At 62.5% G+C, this 17,180-nt stretch carries 12 protein-coding genes; 8 read left to right on the top strand and 4 right to left on the bottom strand.

The genetic code is table 11. From position 1 onward, the window contains the following. Positions 1-152: 152 nt before the first annotated feature. Genes DFO46_RS15480 through DFO46_RS15460 form a run of 5 tightly spaced genes read left to right on the top strand, consistent with a single transcriptional unit; the run spans position 153 to position 6,097 of the window. On the top strand, positions 153-1,946 hold the full coding sequence (locus DFO46_RS15480) for an acyl-CoA dehydrogenase C-terminal domain-containing protein (protein WP_120277895.1): 1,794 nt from the start codon (positions 153-155) through the stop codon (positions 1,944-1,946). A 48-nt stretch (positions 1,947-1,994) separates the two neighbouring features. Further along, positions 1,995-2,234 (top strand): hypothetical protein, encoded by a 240-nt coding sequence (locus DFO46_RS15475; RefSeq protein ID WP_120277894.1) that lies wholly within the window; start codon positions 1,995-1,997, stop codon positions 2,232-2,234. 38 nt (positions 2,235-2,272) lie between these two features. Next, the gene (locus DFO46_RS15470) at positions 2,273-3,481 is read left to right on the top strand and encodes an acetyl-CoA C-acetyltransferase (RefSeq protein WP_113377099.1); all 1,209 of its coding nucleotides are present in this window, start codon (positions 2,273-2,275) and stop codon (positions 3,479-3,481) included. A 2-nt stretch (positions 3,482-3,483) separates the two neighbouring features. Further along, positions 3,484-3,867: a cupin domain-containing protein gene (locus tag DFO46_RS15465; protein WP_120277893.1), complete on the top strand. Its 384-nt coding sequence runs from the start codon at positions 3,484-3,486 to the stop codon at positions 3,865-3,867. A 16-nt stretch (positions 3,868-3,883) separates the two neighbouring features. Beyond that, positions 3,884-6,097 carry an FAD-dependent oxidoreductase gene (locus tag DFO46_RS15460; RefSeq protein WP_120277892.1) on the top strand — a complete coding sequence of 738 codons (2,214 nt, stop codon included), beginning with the start codon at positions 3,884-3,886 and terminating at the stop codon, positions 6,095-6,097. Positions 6,098-6,167: 70 nt separating this feature from the next. Here DFO46_RS15460 and DFO46_RS15455 read toward each other — a convergent pair whose 3' ends face one another. Continuing rightward, on the bottom strand, positions 6,168-7,199 hold the full coding sequence (locus tag DFO46_RS15455; protein ID WP_120278279.1) for a glycerophosphodiester phosphodiesterase family protein: 1,032 nt from the start codon (positions 7,197-7,199) through the stop codon (positions 6,168-6,170). Between the two features lie 157 nt (positions 7,200-7,356). Between DFO46_RS15455 and DFO46_RS15450 the strand changes: the two genes are divergently transcribed. Further along, on the top strand, positions 7,357-9,072 hold the full coding sequence (locus DFO46_RS15450) for a GH32 C-terminal domain-containing protein (protein ID WP_120277891.1): 1,716 nt from the start codon (positions 7,357-7,359) through the stop codon (positions 9,070-9,072). A 26-nt stretch (positions 9,073-9,098) separates the two neighbouring features. On the opposite strand, the gene DFO46_RS15445 is transcribed toward DFO46_RS15450, so the two are convergent. Beyond that, the gene (locus DFO46_RS15445; RefSeq protein WP_120277890.1) at positions 9,099-10,559 is read right to left on the bottom strand and encodes a bifunctional serine/threonine-protein kinase/universal stress protein; all 1,461 of its coding nucleotides are present in this window, start codon (positions 10,557-10,559) and stop codon (positions 9,099-9,101) included. Between the two features lie 14 nt (positions 10,560-10,573). Then, positions 10,574-11,314, bottom strand: coding sequence for a metallophosphoesterase family protein (locus DFO46_RS15440; RefSeq protein WP_120277889.1), 741 nt, complete (start codon positions 11,312-11,314; stop codon positions 10,574-10,576). 157 nt (positions 11,315-11,471) lie between these two features. Here DFO46_RS15440 and DFO46_RS15435 point away from each other — a divergent pair, with 157 nt between their 5' ends. Next, complete coding sequence (locus DFO46_RS15435) at positions 11,472-12,965, top strand: pyruvate kinase (RefSeq protein ID WP_120277888.1); 1,494 nt, start codon at positions 11,472-11,474, stop codon at positions 12,963-12,965. A 10-nt stretch (positions 12,966-12,975) separates the two neighbouring features. Here the strand turns inward: DFO46_RS15435 and DFO46_RS15430 are convergent, their stop codons facing one another. Next, positions 12,976-16,482 (bottom strand): PAS domain-containing hybrid sensor histidine kinase/response regulator, encoded by a 3,507-nt coding sequence (locus tag DFO46_RS15430; RefSeq protein WP_120277887.1) that lies wholly within the window; start codon positions 16,480-16,482, stop codon positions 12,976-12,978. 196 nt (positions 16,483-16,678) lie between these two features. Here DFO46_RS15430 and mscL point away from each other — a divergent pair, with 196 nt between their 5' ends. After that, positions 16,679-17,104 carry a large conductance mechanosensitive channel protein MscL gene (gene mscL, locus DFO46_RS15425; RefSeq protein WP_110790043.1) on the top strand — a complete coding sequence of 142 codons (426 nt, stop codon included), beginning with the start codon at positions 16,679-16,681 and terminating at the stop codon, positions 17,102-17,104. Positions 17,105-17,180: the final 76 nt, after the last annotated feature.

Here is a 17,180-nt window from a genome sequence, read left to right as displayed (position 1 = left end):
CAGGCAGTCTGTTGTGGCGGAGGAGGGCTGCGGGACGAGAACCGAAAAACAAGCGACCCGTAAATTTTGACGTTTACGCGCACGTCAATTATTTGTATAAGCCGGAACAGTCCGATCCCGTCGGAACCGAAGTCTTTGGAGGAAGATGACCGATGCCTGTCTACAAGGCCCCCGTAAACGACACGCTTTTCATTCTCAACGACGTCCTTGGTCTCGAGCGGTACAACAACCTGCCGGGCTTTGAAGACGCGACCCCCGATATGATCGAGGCGATCGTGGGCGAGGCGGCCAAGCTCGCGGAAGAGCAGCTTTTCCCGCTCAACCTCTCCGGCGACCAGGAAGGCTGCGTTCGCTCGGATGACGGTTCGGTCAAGACGCCGAAGGGCTTCAAGCAGGCTTATGACGCCTATTGTCAGGGCGGCTGGCTTGGTCTCGCTGTGCCGGCGGAATATGGTGGTCAGGGCCTGCCCTATACGCTGCATTCCGCGGTTGGCGAATACATGTCGTCCGCCAACATGGCGCTGATGATGTATCCGGGCCTGACCCAGGGTGCGATCGCCGCGATCCTGGAACACGGCTCCGACGAGCAGAAGCAGAAATATCTGCCGAAGATGGTCGAGGGTGTCTGGACCGGCACGATGAACCTCACCGAGCCCCATTGCGGCACGGACCTCGGTTTGCTGCGCACCAAGGCTGTTCCGAACGGTGACGGTTCCTACAAGATCTCCGGCCAGAAGATTTTCATCTCCGCCGGCGAACACGACATGTCGGACAACATCATCCACCTGGTGCTGGCCCGCATCGAAGGCGCACCTGAGGGCACCAAGGGCATCTCGCTCTTCATTGTGCCGAAGTTCATGGTCGGTGATGACGGCTCCGTCGGTGCCCGCAACACGGTCACCTGCGGCGCCATCGAGCACAAGATGGGCATCCACGGCAACGCGACCTGCGTGATGAACTATGACGAGGCAACCGGCTATCTGATCGGTGCCGAGAACAAGGGCTTAGCTGCCATGTTCGTCATGATGAACGAGGCCCGCCTCGGCGTCGGTCTGCAGGGCCTCTCGATCTCCGAAATCGCCTATCAGAACGCCGCCAACTATGCCCGCGAGCGCATCCAGGGCCGGTCATTGTCGGGCGTCAAGGCGCCGGAAAAGAAGGCTGACCCGATTATCGTGCACCCGGACATTCGTCGTGTCTTGCTCACCATCAAGGCCTTCAACGAAGCCGGCCGCGCCTTTACGCTCTGGACGGCACTGAAGTCCGACATCGCACATCGCTCGGGCGACGCTGCCGACAAGCAACTCGCAGACGATGTGCTGGGCCTGATGACGCCGATCCTCAAGGGCGTGCTGACCGACAAGGGCTTCGACCATGCTGTCATGGCCCAGCAGGTCTATGGCGGTCATGGCTACATCGAAGAATGGGGCATGTCGCAGTATGTCCGCGATGCCCGCATCGCGATGATCTACGAAGGTGCCAACGGCATCCAGGCGCTCGACCTCGTCGGCCGCAAGCTCGGCCTCAATGGCGGCCGCGCCGTGATGGCGCTGTTCAAGGAAATCGGTGATTTCTGCGAGGAGAACCGTTCGGACGAGAACCTCTCCCCCTATACCAAGAGCCTGAAGAAGGGCTTGAACGACCTGCAGGCTTCGACCATGTGGTTCATGCAGAACGCCATGGCCAAGCCTGACAATGCCGGTGCCGGTTCGACCGATTACATGCACCTCTTCGGTCTCGTCGTGCTCGGCTACATGTGGGCGAAGATGGCCAAGGCGGCGAACGATAACCTGGCCGCAGGTTCGGGCGATGCGGAATACTACAAGAACAAGCTGTTGACCGGCCGCTTCTACATGGAGAAGGTCATGCCGGAGACGGCCCTGCGCAAGGCCCGCATCGAAACCGGCGCCGACAGCCTGATGGAAATGGCAGCCGAAGCGTTTTGATTGTGCGACCTGCTCCCTCCCCCTTGTGGGGAGGGTTGGGGAGGGGAAATGGCGACGAAGTCTGATTTGACGGATTGGGTAGTTGATGCGCTCCGCAGCAACAACGGAGAAGGTTCAATCCTGTATGTCGCCCGCTACATCTGGGAGCATCATCAGAAAGATCTTGAAGGCTCAGATCTTTTCTATTCGTGGCAGTACGACATGCGATGGGCTGCTAGTGAGTTGCGAAAGAGGGGCCTCCTTGTGGCGGCGGATGATGATCGTCGCGGTAAGTGGACACTAAAATAATACCTAGCGGGGCTAGATTACTCCAAGGGAGAGAGACGATGACTGAAGTCTTCATTTACGACCACGTGCGCACGCCCCGCGGGCGCGGCAAGAAGGACGGATCGCTGCACGAAGTGCCGACCCCCCGTCTGGCCGCCAAGACGCTGGAAGCGCTGCGCGACCGCAATGGCCTCGACACATCCACCGTTGACGACATCATTTTCGGCTGCGTCGATCCGGTCATGGAAGCCGGCGCCGTGATCCCGAAGGCCGCCGCCTTCGAGGCCGGTTATGACTTCGCCGCTCCCGGCATCCAGATCTCGCGCTTCTGCGCCTCCGGCCTCGACGCGATCAACCTCGCAGCCGGCAAGGTCGTGGCTGGCTCGGACGACATCGTCATCGCCGGCGGTGTAGAATCGATGTCCCGCGTCGGCATGGGCATGTCGGGCGGCGCCTGGTACATGGACCCCTCGGTCAACTTCCCAGGCTATTTCATGCCGCAGGGCGTGTCCGCCGACCTGATCGCCACCAAGTATGGCTTCACCCGTGACGACGTCGATGCCTATGCCGTCGAGAGCCAGAAGCGCTCCGCCGCCTCCTGGGCTGCCGGCAATTTTGCCAAGTCCGTCATCCCGGTGAAGGATGGCAACGGCCTCGTCATTCTCGACCGCGACGAACACATGCGCCCCGGCACCGACATGCAGTCGCTGGCAAGCCTCAACCCCTCCTTCCAGATGCCCGGCGAAATGGGCGGCTTTGAAGCTGTCGCCATCCAGGCGCATCCGGAAATCGAGCGCATCAACTACATCCACCATGCTGGCAATTCGTCCGGCATCGTCGATGGCGCTGCCGCCGTTCTCGTCGGCTCCAAGGCTGGCGGTGAGGCCATGGGCCTGAAGCCCCGCGCCCGTATCCGCGCCTTCACCAATATCGGCTCGGATCCGGCCCTCATGCTGACCGGCCCGGTCGATGTGACGGAAAAGCTCCTGAAGCGCACCGGCATGAAGATCTCCGACTTCGACCTGTTCGAACTGAACGAGGCCTTCGCCGCGGTCGTCCTGCGCTTCATGCAGCATTTCAACGTCGACCATTCGAAGATGAACGTCGCCGGCGGCGCAATCGCCATGGGCCATCCGCTCGGTGCCACCGGTGCGATGATCCTCGGCACCGTGCTCGACGAGCTGGAACGCCGCGATCTCAATACCGCGCTGGTCACGCTCTGCATCGGCGCCGGCATGGGCACGGCGACGGTGATCGAAAGGGTTTGAAGATGAGTTTCAACACCGGCACGCTCGAAGACGAGTACGCGCACGTCACTGACCACTGGTCTCCCAGGGTGATCGCAGATCTCAACGGCCAGAGTGTCAAGGTCGCCAAGGTCAAGGACCACTTGACCTGGCATTCGCACAGGGACGAGGACGAGCTGTTCCTCATCTGGAAGGGCGAACTGACCATCGAATATCGCGACCGTCCGTCGGTTCATCTGAAAGCCGGCGATTTTCATGTTGTGCCGCGAGGTGTCGAGCACAATCCAGTCGCCGCAGAGGAATGCTGGATCATGCTGTTCGAGCCATCCGAGACCAAGCATACCGGCGATGTCGTGGTTGAAAAGACCAAGACGCTGGATGCGCAGCGCAGCCACCTGTCGGCCTGATCGGGGAGGAAACCCAATGACCTACAAGAATTTCACCATCGAGACCGATGCAGACGGTATTGCCCTCGTCACCTGGGACATGCCCGACAAGTCGATGAACGTCTTCACCGTCGAAGTCATGGACGAGATCGAGAAGATCCTTGAGCAGACCGTTGCCGATGACGGCATCAAGGGCGTGGTCTTCACATCAGGCAAGTCGTCCTTCTCCGGCGGCGCCGATCTCACCATGATCAAGGGCATGTTCTCCATGCTCGAAGAGGAAAAGGCGAAAAACCCGGCAGGCGCCGTCCAGAAGCTCTTTGACGCCGCCGGTCGCATGACCTGGCTGTGGCGCAAGATCGAGACCAACGGCAAGCCTTGGGTGTCCGCGATCAACGGCACTTGCATGGGTGGCGCGACCGAACTGTCGCTCGCCTGCCACGGCCGCGTCGCCTCCAATGCCAAGTCGGTCAAGATCGGCCTGCCGGAAGTCAAGGTCGGCATCTTCCCCGGCGCCGGTGGCACGCAGCGCGTCGCTCGCCTCGCCAACACGCAGGACGCCCTGCAGATGATGACCACGGGCCAGACGCTGTCGGCCGCCCGCGCCAAGGCGATGAACCTTGTGCATCAGGTCGTCGAACCGGGCGAACTCATCAATGCTGCCAAGCAGATGATCAAGGACGGTCTGAAGCCGGTCGCCCCCTGGGACGAAAAGGGCTTCAAGGTTCCCGGCGGCGGCATCTGGACCCCGGCTGCGGCCCAGCTCTGGCCGGCCGCTTCCGCCATCCTGCGCCGCGAAACCGCCGGCAACTATCCGGCAGCGCTTGCCATCCTGAAGAGCGTCTACGAAGGCCTGCAGGTACCGTTCGACACCGGCCTTCGCATCGAACAGCGCTACTTCACCGAGATCGTCCAGACCACCGAAGCCTATTCGATGATCCGCTCGCTCTTCGTTTCCATGCAGGAGCTGAACAAGGGCGCCCGCCGCCCGGCCGGTCAGCCGAAGTCCGAGATCAAGAAGGTCGGCGTCGTCGGCGCCGGTTTCATGGGCGCTTCGATCGCCTATGTGACGGCTGCGGCCGGCATCAATGTCGTTCTGATCGACCGTGATATGGAAGCCGCGGCTAAGGGCAAGACCCATTCGGAAGGCCTCGTTGCCGGTGCTGTCGGTAAGGGAAAGCTGACCAAGGACGAGGGCGACAAGCTCTTGTCGCTGATCACGCCGTCCGATGATTACGGCACGCTCGCTGACGCCGACCTCGTCATCGAAGCCGTCTTCGAGGATCGCGACGTCAAGAAGGCCGTCATCGAGAAGGTTGAAGCCGTGCTGCCGGAAGGCGCAATCTTCGCCTCCAACACCTCGACGCTGCCGATCACGGGTCTCGCCGGAAACTCCAAGCGCCCGGTCGATTTCATCGGTATCCACTTCTTCTCGCCGGTCGAGAAGATGATGCTGACCGAAGTCATCCTCGGCAAGGAAACCGGCGACAAGGCGCTCGCCGTCGCCCTCGACTACGTCGCCGCGATCAAGAAGACCCCGATTGTCGTCAACGACACCCGTGGCTTCTTCGTCAACCGCTGCGTCCTGCGTTACATGGCCGAGAGCTACAACATGCTCATCGAAGGCGTACCGCCGGTCATGATCGAAAATGCCGCGAAGTTCGCCGGTATGCCGGTCGGCCCGCTGGCGCTCAACGACGAAGTGGCAATTGACCTCTCCTACAAGATCCTGAAAGCCACTGTTGCCGATCTCGGCGACAAGGCTGTCGATCCGCGCCACATGGAACTTGTTGCCCGCATGGTCGAGAAGGAAGAACGCTTCGGCCGCAAGAACGGCAAGGGCTTCTACGACTATCCGGCCAAGCCGGCGAAGAAGCACATCTGGCCGGGCCTGAAGGATCTTTACCCGCAGCAGAAGCCGGAAGCCGTCAACGTCAAGACGCTTCAGGAACGTTTCCTCGCCACCATCGCGCTGGAAGCTGCCCGCACCGTCGAGGAAGGCATCGTCACCGATCCGCGCGAAGCCGATGTCGGCTCCATCCTCGGCTTCGGCTTTGCGCCTTACACCGGCGGCGCCCTGTCCTATATCGACGGCATGGGCGTGAAGACCTTCGTGGAGCTCTGCGAACGCCTCGCCAAGGACTACGGCTCGCACTTCACCCCGACGCCGCTCCTGAAGGACATGGCCGCCAAGGGCGAAACCTTCTACGGCCGGTTCAATCCCTATGGTGAAGCTGCCAAGGCGGCCTGAGGCAAATCGGTATGAGTTGGAAAAGGCGGCTTTCGGGCCGCCTTTTCTGTTTTGGCTGCAGGTGTAATGGTCAGTTGGTTAGGTCGTAGGGGCGTCGCAGACCCTGGGCATCGAGCCAGGCGATCACGGCCTCCGGCTCGTCGGTCTGGATGATCGTCACACCCCGATCGACGAAGAAGCCCCAGACATCTTCGGGACGTCCGGTCTTCAGCGCGAGATAATCGCCACGCCCGCCAGCCACCATGCCTTCAGGGCGGTCTGTGATGGGATAGGTATTGATCCACAGATGCGCGTTGTTGCGAATGGCGGCAGCCCGCGCCAAAGGCGACAGAAGAGGCCCGCCATCCGCGGTGATCGGCTGCGATGCGTCGCGGTGCCAATGCACGAGTTCGGCAGCCGGCGCGCCGATTGACGACTCCGTTCGGTCGATGAAGGCCGGCTCGGTGACCGCATCGTCGGCGAGGATCGGCATCAAGGCGATGTCGGGGCTGATGGCGCGGCGGATGTCGCGGGCCAGTTGCAGCCGGTCTGCATCCCAGACAGCCAGCTTGAGCAAAACGCCATCGGGCATGCCGAGGCTGCGGGCAATATCGGCGACTTCGACCAGCGCTTCCGGCTCGATCTTGTTGTCGATGTTGATCATGATCCGACCACGTGCATGCAGCATGGCCTCTTCGAGCGTGAACACATGCTCTTCGGTTGGCCTGCGCTGTCCTTCAACGAGGAGTTGGCACGCGCGCAGTTCGCCGAGCGTGTGGTCGGCAACCTTTCCATGGCACGTGGTGGTGCGGTCCAGCGTTTCGTCATGCATGATAACCAGAACACCGTCCTTCGAGCGGCGCACATCCAGTTCGACCATCTCGACACCGATGGAAACGGCGTGATCGATGGCGGCAAAGGAGTTCTCGGCGCGCATGATGACGCCGTCTTTCTTCCATCCGGCGCGGTGGGCCACGACCATGACATGATCACGGTTGAGATTGGCGTTGAGCAGCCGGTCGTGGATGAGGGACACCCGGTTCGATGGCGGAATTGGCGCAAGGCTGGCCGCACCGGTAACGAGGCAGAGCAGAAGGCCGAGGACGAGAACGGCGAGACGCATGAGCATGGCTCCGATCTTTCAGGGTCGTCCTGTCGCCTTATGTGGTTCGGATGAAGTGCCGGTGACGGTTTTCTGAAGCCTCTGTGACAGGCAGCGATGGAACAGCGCGCCACGCGACGCCGTTCAACGACGGAAGTGACACGGAAGGGAGAAGCATATGCCAGCCATCAGCGGAGTGCCGAGCGGACACAAGGCGATCGAGATGGAGCTTCCCGTCAACGCCGTGCTGCATCTCTGGCTGAAGGCGGTGACCCTGGATGAACCCGGCTCCGTGTCGCTTTACAGTGTCAACGGAAAGTTCGGTGAGGTGCAGGCGATCAACGCCGAAGAAAACTCGTTCCGCATCTACCACGTCTTCGGTGGCGGGATCGTCACCCTCGCTTATGATACGGCGATCACGTCACTCTCGGTCGCCTACTGGTTCACGCCGTCGGATGTGCTGGAAACCGGCATTACGGTCGTTCACACGAACCCGGCCAACGAACCCCCGGATCTGCCCGACGGCTATCACTTCCGCCCGCCCTTCGGCTGGATGAACGATCCGAACGGTTTTGGCCGTTTCGGCGGACGCCCGCATCTGTTCTACCAGCACTATTCGCACGGCCGCATCTGGAACAACATGCATTGGGGCCATGCCGTCTCGCCGGACTATTTGCGTTGGCGCCATCTCCCGGTCTTTCTCTTTCCCTCGGAGGAACTGTCGGTCCGCCCGGACAAACGCGGCGGGGCTTTTTCCGGATCTGCGATTGCAAGGCCGGACGGGCCGGGGCTTCGTGTCTTCTTCACCGAGAAGATTGCCGACCGGATACCGGAGCAGGAAATCCAGCTGACAGCGACATCCGCCGATCTCTTCAGCGCCGGGGCTGCAGATGTCCTGCTGCCCCGCCGTCCGGACGGCGAAGGTCTGACCTTCGATTTTCGCGATCCCTATGTGTTTCGTGGTCCCGACGGGCTCTGGAAGATGCTGCTCGGCAGCCAGAGTGCCGAAGGGGGTGTGGTGCTGCTCTACGAGACACCGGACAACACGGCCGCCGGGGGGTGGACCTATGTCGGGAAGCTCTACATCGAGACGCGCTACGAAACATCGGCGCTCGAATGCCCCTGCCTCCTGCCGGTGGATGGCGACGCCCGCGATCCCTCAACGCGCTGGGCATTGATCTACGGGCTGATGAACGGCGAGGACAAGGAAACCGGCCGGCGCAATCTCACGATGATCGACATAGGCTGGTTTGATGGCCGCAGCTTCGCCAAGTCCTTCGGCCGCGAGCTCGACTTCGGGACCGACAACTACGCCTTCCAGGCTTTCGTTGATGGCGGCACGCCGGTGGGCATCGGCTGGCTCGGCAACTGGGCCGACACCGGTCCGACGATCGATTTCCCGTCCGCCATGAGCCTGCCGCGCACGTTGTCTCTGGACGGCGACGAACTTTTGACCCCGCCGATCGGGGCGGCTGAAAGTCTGAGGGCCCGAATGATCGACCGCACGCGACTGGTCGCGGGGCAGGTGGTGTCCTTGCCGCATGGTGCTGCCGAGATCGTCTTCGAACTGGCCGAGGCAGGATCGGAATTCCGGCTCGAATTCGACCATCCGGAGGTCCGCCTAGGGCTCTCGCAGCATGGTGAGGGGCTGGAGATCCTGCATGGCTTCCTCGACCGGACGGAAGAGCCTCCGGGGCCGCGCTACATCGCAAAGGCCGCCGGGGCGAAGCGTGTGCGCGTGTTTCTCGACTACGGCTCGCTGGAGGTCTTTGCCGACGGCGGGCGATTGGCCGGCACGAAACGCATTGCCGGGTTCGAACCGGTCCGGGCCTTGCGGCTCATCGCCGAACCGGGGGCCGTGACGCAGGCGACAGTGTGGTCGCTTCGGCTATAGGGCATTGGACGGCCTGAAACTGGCACTCACGCATGGCCGGCAAGAGCGGTCTCGGCGTCTGTCGCCTCCGTCTTAGTCGCAACGGAGGCACTCGCCCCGCGCACCCGGACGACCGTGACGGAGCAGGGGGCGGACGCCGCCACTTCGCCGGAGACGCTGCCCATCAGTGACCGCAGCGTCGAATTGGCCCTGGCGCCCATCACCACATGGTCGACATTGTTGTCGCGGGCGAAGGTCAGGATCGCCTGGGCCGGCGAGACGGCTTCCAGAACGTGATAGGTGATGTCCGACTCATCGGCACCGAGCGGTGCGGCCCAGTGTTTCAGCGCCGCCAGTCGCATGACATGTTTGCTATTGCCTTCGGCATCGAGATCGTCGTCCAGCGCGATGCGGGCGATCTTCAACACGTTGACGCAGGCGATGCGGGCATGTGGGGTGTTGCGGATGATGCGCTTGGCCGTCTCCCGCAAGGCTTCCGCCAGCTCCTGGCTCGCGGCATTGAGATCGATCGCCACCATGACGATCGGCGCAGAGGCGAGGATCGCGGCCGCCCCTTTCGGCTTGATCAGCTCGATCGGGTCGGGGTTCAGCATGCGCTTCACCACCTTGCGCCAGCCGTCCCGGCTGGTTTTCTCCGCGCGCGCGGTAAGCCGCACATTGTAGAGATCGCCAAGATCAAGGGCGAGCTGTGCCGCCGACTGGTAGCGCCGGGCCGGATCGACCTCCAGGCAGCGCAGGATGATCTCCTGGCAGGCCTTGGAGACCATCGGGTTGAGCTCGCGCGGCGGCGGCGGATCCCACCACAGGCGTTTCTTCAAACCGCTCATCCGCTGCGGATCGCCGAACGGCCGCCGGCCGGTCGAGAAGAAATACATCAGAACGCCGAGCGCAAAGAGATCGGAGCGGAAATCGGAGCGCACGCCGAGGATCTGTTCCGGCGCCATATAGGGCGCGGTGCCATAAGGCAGGCGGAACTCCTCGTCCATCAGGTCAGGCAGCTCAAGATGCCGCGCGAGCCCATAGTCGACCAGCACCGCCTCGCCGGTATCGCGAAACAAGATGTTCGACGGTTTGATGTCGAGGTGAACGACCTTCTGTCGGTGCAGGTCGGAGAGCGCCGTTGCGATCTTCGAAGCCGTCTCGACGACCTCCGGCTGGGAGCAGGGCAGGCGCTCCAGCAGCGGATAGAGCGATTTGCCCGGCAGGCGTTCGACGACGATATAGGGCTGGCGCGAAAAATCGCCGCGCGCCACGAAACGCGGCACATGCGGTCCGCTGATCCTCGGCAGGATCATCAGCTCCATCTCGAAGCCGACGATGGTCGCCGGATCGGTGCCCGAGCCGATGCGCGGCACTTTCATGAGAAGTGGCCCCGGATGATCGGGATGGGTCACCTCATAGAGCTTCGCCATCCCGCCGGTATGGGCGAGCGTGCCGAGGGTGAAGCCGTCGATGACGTCACCTTCCTCGATGCGTGTCCGTGCCATATGTCCCGCTCCCCTTAACGTCCCCGGTAAAGCCGTTGGGCAAGCCCTTCCGGCAATGAGGCGGCGCGGATGGCGGTTGCCGCACCGTCGATGTCATAGGCAGTCCAGCGGAAGGAAAGCTCGCACGCTCCCGTGTCGTAGAGCGCCCAGGCCGCCGCCGGATTGCCGTCGCGTGGCTGGCCGACGGATCCGACGACCGCAAGCCAGCGTCGTGGGGGACCGACGGGAATGCCGATATCGGAGGTTGGAACGAAGGTCGTGACCTTGCCGCCCAGACCGAGGCCATAGAGAGCCGGCGCATGCACATGCCCGCAAAAGCTGAGCCGTGCGCTGCACCCCTTGAAATGCGCATCCGCATCGCTGCGATCGTTCACATAGGTGAAACGCGCCGGTGCCGAGCCTTCTGCATGCACATAGAGCCGATCCTCGTCGGTGACGGAGACCGGCAGGCGTGCGAGAAAGTCGCGATGTCTCGGCTCGAGCGTGATGCGGGTCCAGTCGATCGCGATGCCGGCAGACGCGTTCATCGCATAGGAGGGATCGCTGATCGCCTGATCGTGGTTGCCACGCACGGCAATGGCGCCCTCGGCGACCATGTCCATGCAGGTCTCCACGCACCATGTCGGGTCGCCGCCGTAACCGACGATATCGCCGAGAATGACGAAGCGATCGGCGCCGCGCGCGCGGGCATCGGCAAGCACGGTTTCGAAGGCCTGCCGGTTGCCGTGGATGTCGGACAAAATTGCGATTTTCATGCCCTCGTCAGCCCTCCCAGCTGCGTTGGATGGTGGCAGCATAGAGCGCTTCTGTGTCCGCGGCTATTCGCCGGAAGGCGAAGGCTTGATTGATGTCACGTGCCCGTCAAGATTGTCGGTGTAGCGTACCGGTAGGATCAGCCGGAACAGTTACGTCATGACCATTACAGCCGCCAATGTGCCCGCCCTACGTGCCGCTGCAGCCCTTGAGGAGCTTCTTGCGCTCCGGGCGCAAATCGTCGCCGATGCCGAACAACGGAAGATCGCGATCGGTGGCGAGGGGAGTTCTGTGGAAGACCCGGCGATCAACAATCTTTGCCACTATCTGGCTCTGCGCCATCATGACATTCGCCCCCTTCAGCGGCGCCTGATGGCGCTCGGCCTATCCTCCATGGGGCGCCTTGAAGGCAGGGTGCTCCCGACGATCGATGCCGTGCTGCAGGCGCTGGCCGCATTGGCGGGTGGCCGCCAGGATCTGCCTCCCGCCCCCGAGGAAAGCGCCTTCTTCGCAGGCGAGACGCGCCTGACCGAAGCGACCGCCGATCTGCTCGGAATGCGCGGCGCGGGCCGGCGTACCCGCATCATGGTGACACTGCCGGGCACGGCGGGTGACGGACCTGACATGATCCTCGACCTTGCCCGGGCCGGCATGGATGTCGCCCGAATCAACTGCGCCCATGACGGCCCGGAAATCTGGAGAGCCATGACGGCCTATGTGCGCCAGGCCGGAAAGGTGGTCGGGCGCGACATCAAGGTGCTGATGGATGTCGCGGGACCGAAGATCCGGACCGAGGCTGTGGCAACTGCCGAGAATAAGGCGCGCCTGCAGGTGGGCGACCGGCTGCGCCTGGTGGCGGAGGGTGAACCGCGCCTTGACGAGACCGTCCGTTTTTCCGCCACGGTCTCGTTGCCGGAAATGGTGACACGGCTCACGGTCGGCGACCGGCTGCGTTATGATGATGGCAAGCTGGAAGCAGTGGTGGAGAGTGTCGCGGCCGGAGAAGCCGTGGTCGTGGTGAAACGCACCAAGGCGGGTGGCACAAAGCTGAAGCCGGAAAAGGGCGTCAATCTGCCCGATACCGCCTTGGGCCTTTCTCCGCTGACTGCCAAGGACGAGACCGATCTCGAAACCGTCATCGAATGCGCCGATCTGATCGGCTATTCCTTCGTCAGCCGTCCCGAGGATATCGACCTTCTCGACGAGGTCCTGGCCCGCCGAGGGCAAGGCGACCGGCCGCTCGGCCTGATTGCCAAGATCGAGCAGCCGCTGGCGCTGACCAACCTGCCTGGCTTGATCGCAAGAGCCCGCAGACGGGGTGCCTTCGGCGTCATGATTGCACGTGGCGACCTCGCCGCGGAGATCGGGTTCGAAAGGCTGGCGGAGATGCAGGAGGAAATCCTCTGGCTCTGCGAGGCAGCCTCCGTTCCCTGCATCTGGGCGACCCAGGTTCTGGAGGACATGGTCAAGGAAGGCATCCCGACACGGGGCGAAATGACCGATGCGGCCATGGCCGCAAGGGCGGAATGCGTGATGCTGAACAAGGGACCCGCGATCGTCGATGCCGTCGCGCTGCTCGATCGCCTGCTCGGCCGCATGGATGGACACCTGTTCAAGAAGACCCCTACGCTGCGCGCGCTGAAGAGCTGGTAAGGCTTTGCGTCTACTCCGCAGCCGCCCGACGCTGGGATGAGATCTGGGTCATGAAGGCACGGAGCGCTGCCGGGCGCACCGGTTTGTGCTGCAGCGTGATCGAGTGACGCTCGGCTTCGGCGCGGACCTCTGCCGAACGATCGGCCGTGATCAGAAGGGCTGGAATATCAGACTTGGTGAGTGCCCGCAGCCGCAGGATCGCGCCGACGCCGCTACCGTCGCCGAGATGGTAGTCGGCAATGACCAGGTCCGGGGCGGGCGTGTTGTCGACAGCCGCATCCATTTCGGCGATCGAACCGGCGCACAGGACGTCACAGCCCCAGCCGGAAATCAGCAGCTGCATGCCTTCCAGGATCTTCGGCTCGTTGTCGATGCACAGCACGCGGAAACCGATGAGCGAAGGTGTTGCGCGGCTATCGGCCGGCAGTTTCACCACACCCTCGGAAGCAGGTTTCGCGACATCGAGCGGCATGGCCACCTTGAAGGTCGTGCCCTTGCCCGGCTTCGAGGCCAGTTCCACCGGATGATGCAGCACGCGCGCGATGCGGTCTACAATCGACAGGCCGAGGCCGAGGCCAGACGCTGTGCGCATGCCTTCTTCCAGGCGGGCGAATTCCTTGAAGACCGTCCGGAATTTCGATGACGGAATGCCGATGCCGGAATCGGTGACCTGGATCACCACCTTGTCGCCCTGCCGCCGCGCGCCGACCACGATCCGGCCGGAAGGCGTGTATTTGATCGCATTCGACACGAGATTCTGGATCAGGCGACGCAGCAGGGTTGGATCCGAACGCACCGAAAAGCGCGTCGGCATCACCACGAGCTTGAGGTTCTTTTCGCGCGCCATCGGGGCGAAATCGGTCTCGATCTTCTGCAACAGACCGTTGAGCGGCACGCTGGAGAAGCGCGGTTTCATCGCGCCGGTATCGAGCCGCGATATGTCGAGCACGGCGCCGAGAATGGCTTCCACCGATTCCAGCGCGGAATCGATGTTTTCGACCAGCGCGCTGTTTTCCGAATCCCCCAGCCGTTCGACCAGCGACGAGGAGTAGAGGCGCGCCGCATTGAGCGGCTGCAGGATATCGTGGCCGGCGGCGGCAAAGAAGCGTGTCTTGCCGATATTCGCCTCGTCAGCGGCTGCACGGGCTTCGGCCAGTGCATGGTTGACGCGGGTGAGTTCGGCGGTGCGTTCGCTGACGCGCTGCTCCAGCGTCTCGTTTGCCTGTTTCAGCGCCTGATCGGCCTCGACGCGGGCCGTGATGTCGCTGAAGGTCGCGACCAAACCCTTGTCTGGCATCAGATTGCAGCGGACTTCAATGATCCTGTTTCCGCCCGACAACACCATCTGGAAGGGATGATCGAACTGGTGGAAGCCGTGAATGACGGAGGCGACGTCTGTTGTTGCCACGTCGCCCCGCTGGGCCAGGATCGCGATCATATCGGCGAGCGGAAAACCGACCTGACCCACATGTTCGGGCAGGTCGAGCAGGCTGCGGAAGCGGCGGTTCCAGATCGTCAGCCGATCGGACGCGTCGAAAACCGCAATGCCCTGCTCCATCTGGGCAAGGGCGGTCTGCAGCATGTCCTGATTGTATTGAAGGGCCTCCGAAGCCTGATCGAGCAGCCAGACGGTATCGGCGGACGGGTCCTCTGCCTTTTGCAGGATCAGCGACAGCACGAGGCGGGCTGAGGACGAGCCGATCGCGCTGCCGAGCAACTGTTCGGAGAAATGGATGAAGGCCATGTCCGCCGGGCTGTCATCGGCAAGCTTGCGGCCCGCCGCCTGCTCATAGGAACGGAAGGAGCGCTCCATCCGCTCGTTGCCCAGGTAACGCGCGATGGCAGCCTTGAGATCGCCGACGGCGACGCTGGTCTTCCAGCCCCGCGTGGCGAAGTTGGAGCGCGGCTGGCGTTTGATGAAGATCGCCGACTGGATGCGCTCGACCGGGCGTGGATTGCGGCTGAGCGAGCCGACGACGAAGGCGAGCGTATTGATCAGCAAACTGAAGATCGTCGCATTGACCAGCGGGTCGGCATAGCGGGGCTCGAACATCGAGAGGCCGGGCAGCAGGAAACCGAGGACGCTGGAGGCGATCCAGGAATGGTCGGTCGCACCGAGGCTCGGCAGGAAGAGAAGATAGGCCCAGACGAGGAAGCCCGTCGTCAGGCCCGCAATCGCGCCGCGTGCATTGGCCCGCCGCCAGATCAATCCGCCGAACATGGCGGGCGCGATCTGGGCGATGGCGGCAAAGGAAAGGAGGCCGATTTTCGCGAGGCCCGTCGTGTTGTCGGCAGAACGGAAATAGACATAACCCAGCGCCAACACGCCGAAGATAGCCGTGCGGCGGATATGCAGAAGCGTCTTGGCGAAGTCTTCCCGCTGGCTGGGTCGCCCAAGCAGCCGCTGGCGCAGGAAGATCGGAAGAACCATGTCGTTCGAGATCATGATGGCGAGCGCAACGGAGGCGACGATGACCATGGCGGTGGCTGCCGAAAAGCCCCCGATGAAGGTGATCAGTGTAACCAGGCCGTTGCCGGCCTCGAGCGGCAGCGACAGCACATAAAGGTCGGCATCGCCAGTGCCGCCGAAGGTCATGATGCCGCCGATCGCGGTCGGCAGCACGAAGATGTTGATGGCGATCAGATAGAGCGGCATCAGGATGCCGGCGAGCTTCAATTCGCGCGGCGTCCGGTTCTCGACCACGGTCACATGGAATTGCCGTGGCAACATGATGATGGCAAAGGCCGAGAGCAGGATCAGCAGAATCCAGCGGCTGGCGGGTGTCTGGTGCGACAGGGCTGCCATGACGTCAGCGCTCTGCGTGGCCCTCTGCCAGAGATCCGCAGGGCCATCGAACATCGTGTAGACGACGAAAATGCCGAGCGTGAAAAAGGCTACGAGCTTGACCACGGATTCCATCGCGATGGCAAGGATCAGGCCGTCCTGATGCTCGGTCGCATCCGTGTGGCGGGTGCCGAAGACGACAGCGAAGCAGGCGAGCAGGAAGGCGACGATCAGTGGCAGGTCGATGAAATAGAGATTGCCCGTACCGATCCCGTAAGCGGAGGGGTCCATGACCGCCGCAACAGAGCTTGAGACCGCCTTCAGCTGAAGCGCGATATAGGGGATGATCCCGACGAGATAGATGATGGTGACGAGCAGGCCGACGATCGGGTTCTTGCCGTAGCGGGCGGCGACGAAGTCGGCGCCGGAGGTGATCTTCTCGGTCTTGGCAAGCTCGACGATGCGCCTGAGGATCGGCATGCCGAGCGTATACATCAGGATCGGCCCGATATAGATCGCCATGAATTCGAGGCCCCGCTCGGCCGCCAGACCCACGCCGCCGAAATAGGTCCAGGACGTGCAGTAGACGGCAAGGCTCAAGGCATAGACCATGGGCCTGCCACCGGCCGGCACGCCTGATATCTTCGACTTGCGGTCTCCATAGCTTGCCACGGCAAACAGGAACAGCAGATAGCCGAGTGCCGCGACAACGATGATCCAGCCTGGGAGCACGCTTTCCTCCTCGTCGTACCTTGGACCAACTCTAGGGGAAGTCTTCAGATTTTGAAATCGTCCCGGCCGTTGATCTAAAGTCGAAGAGAAATCGCAAAAGGTCGAAAATCACCATTTCCGAATGGACGAATTTTCATTAACCATGGCTCGGACTGTCGGGGACGGCGGTTGAGATGGCAGGACAAAGGAGCAGGGTATGCTGAACGAATTCAAGACATTCATTGCACGCGGCAACGTCATGGACCTTGCTGTCGGTGTGATCATCGGCGGGGCCTTCGGCCTGATCGTCAATTCTCTGGTTCAGGACATCGTCATGCCCGTCGTCGGCGTGGTGTTCGGCGGTTTCGATTTTTCCAACTACTTCATCGCGCTGAGCAGCAAGGTGACGGCCACCTCGCTCGCGGCCGCCCGCGAGCAGGGCGCCGTCTTTGCCTATGGCAACTTCATCACCGTGGTGATCAACTTCCTGATCCTTGCCTGGATCATCTTCCTGATGGTCAAGGGCGTGAACACGCTGCGCAAGTCGCTCGAGAAGGAGGAGCAGAAGGTTGCCGACGCTGCCCCGCCGCCGGCCGATATCCAGCTGCTGACCGAAATCCGCGATCTCCTGAAGAGCCGCTGACCGAAGGCACAATGCGGTCGGGATCGCGTCCCGACCGCGCTCATCCATCACCCGGATCGATCCCTTCCTCACGGAA

It is taken from the genome of Rhizobium sp. AG855 (genome assembly GCF_003610655.1).
GTDB classification, from domain to species: Bacteria; Pseudomonadota; Alphaproteobacteria; order Rhizobiales; family Rhizobiaceae; genus Allorhizobium; species Allorhizobium wuzhouense.
This window is presented reverse-complemented; position numbering and strand designations above follow the sequence as displayed.

Coding starts and splice junctions, on each gene's coding strand:
- DFO46_RS15480 (WP_120277895.1), top strand. CDS start 153: ATGCCTGTCTACAAGGCCCCCGTAAACGACACGCTTTTCATTCTCAAC.
- DFO46_RS15475 (WP_120277894.1), top strand. CDS start 1,995: ATGGCGACGAAGTCTGATTTGACGGATTGGGTAGTTGATGCGCTCCGC.
- DFO46_RS15470 (WP_113377099.1), top strand. CDS start 2,273: ATGACTGAAGTCTTCATTTACGACCACGTGCGCACGCCCCGCGGGCGC.
- DFO46_RS15465 (WP_120277893.1), top strand. CDS start 3,484: ATGAGTTTCAACACCGGCACGCTCGAAGACGAGTACGCGCACGTCACT.
- DFO46_RS15460 (WP_120277892.1), top strand. CDS start 3,884: ATGACCTACAAGAATTTCACCATCGAGACCGATGCAGACGGTATTGCC.
- DFO46_RS15455 (WP_120278279.1), bottom strand. CDS start 7,199: ATGCGTCTCGCCGTTCTCGTCCTCGGCCTTCTGCTCTGCCTCGTTACC.
- DFO46_RS15450 (WP_120277891.1), top strand. CDS start 7,357: ATGCCAGCCATCAGCGGAGTGCCGAGCGGACACAAGGCGATCGAGATG.
- DFO46_RS15445 (WP_120277890.1), bottom strand. CDS start 10,559: ATGGCACGGACACGCATCGAGGAAGGTGACGTCATCGACGGCTTCACC.
- DFO46_RS15440 (WP_120277889.1), bottom strand. CDS start 11,314: ATGAAAATCGCAATTTTGTCCGACATCCACGGCAACCGGCAGGCCTTC.
- DFO46_RS15435 (WP_120277888.1), top strand. CDS start 11,472: ATGACCATTACAGCCGCCAATGTGCCCGCCCTACGTGCCGCTGCAGCC.
- mscL (WP_110790043.1), top strand. CDS start 16,679: ATGCTGAACGAATTCAAGACATTCATTGCACGCGGCAACGTCATGGAC.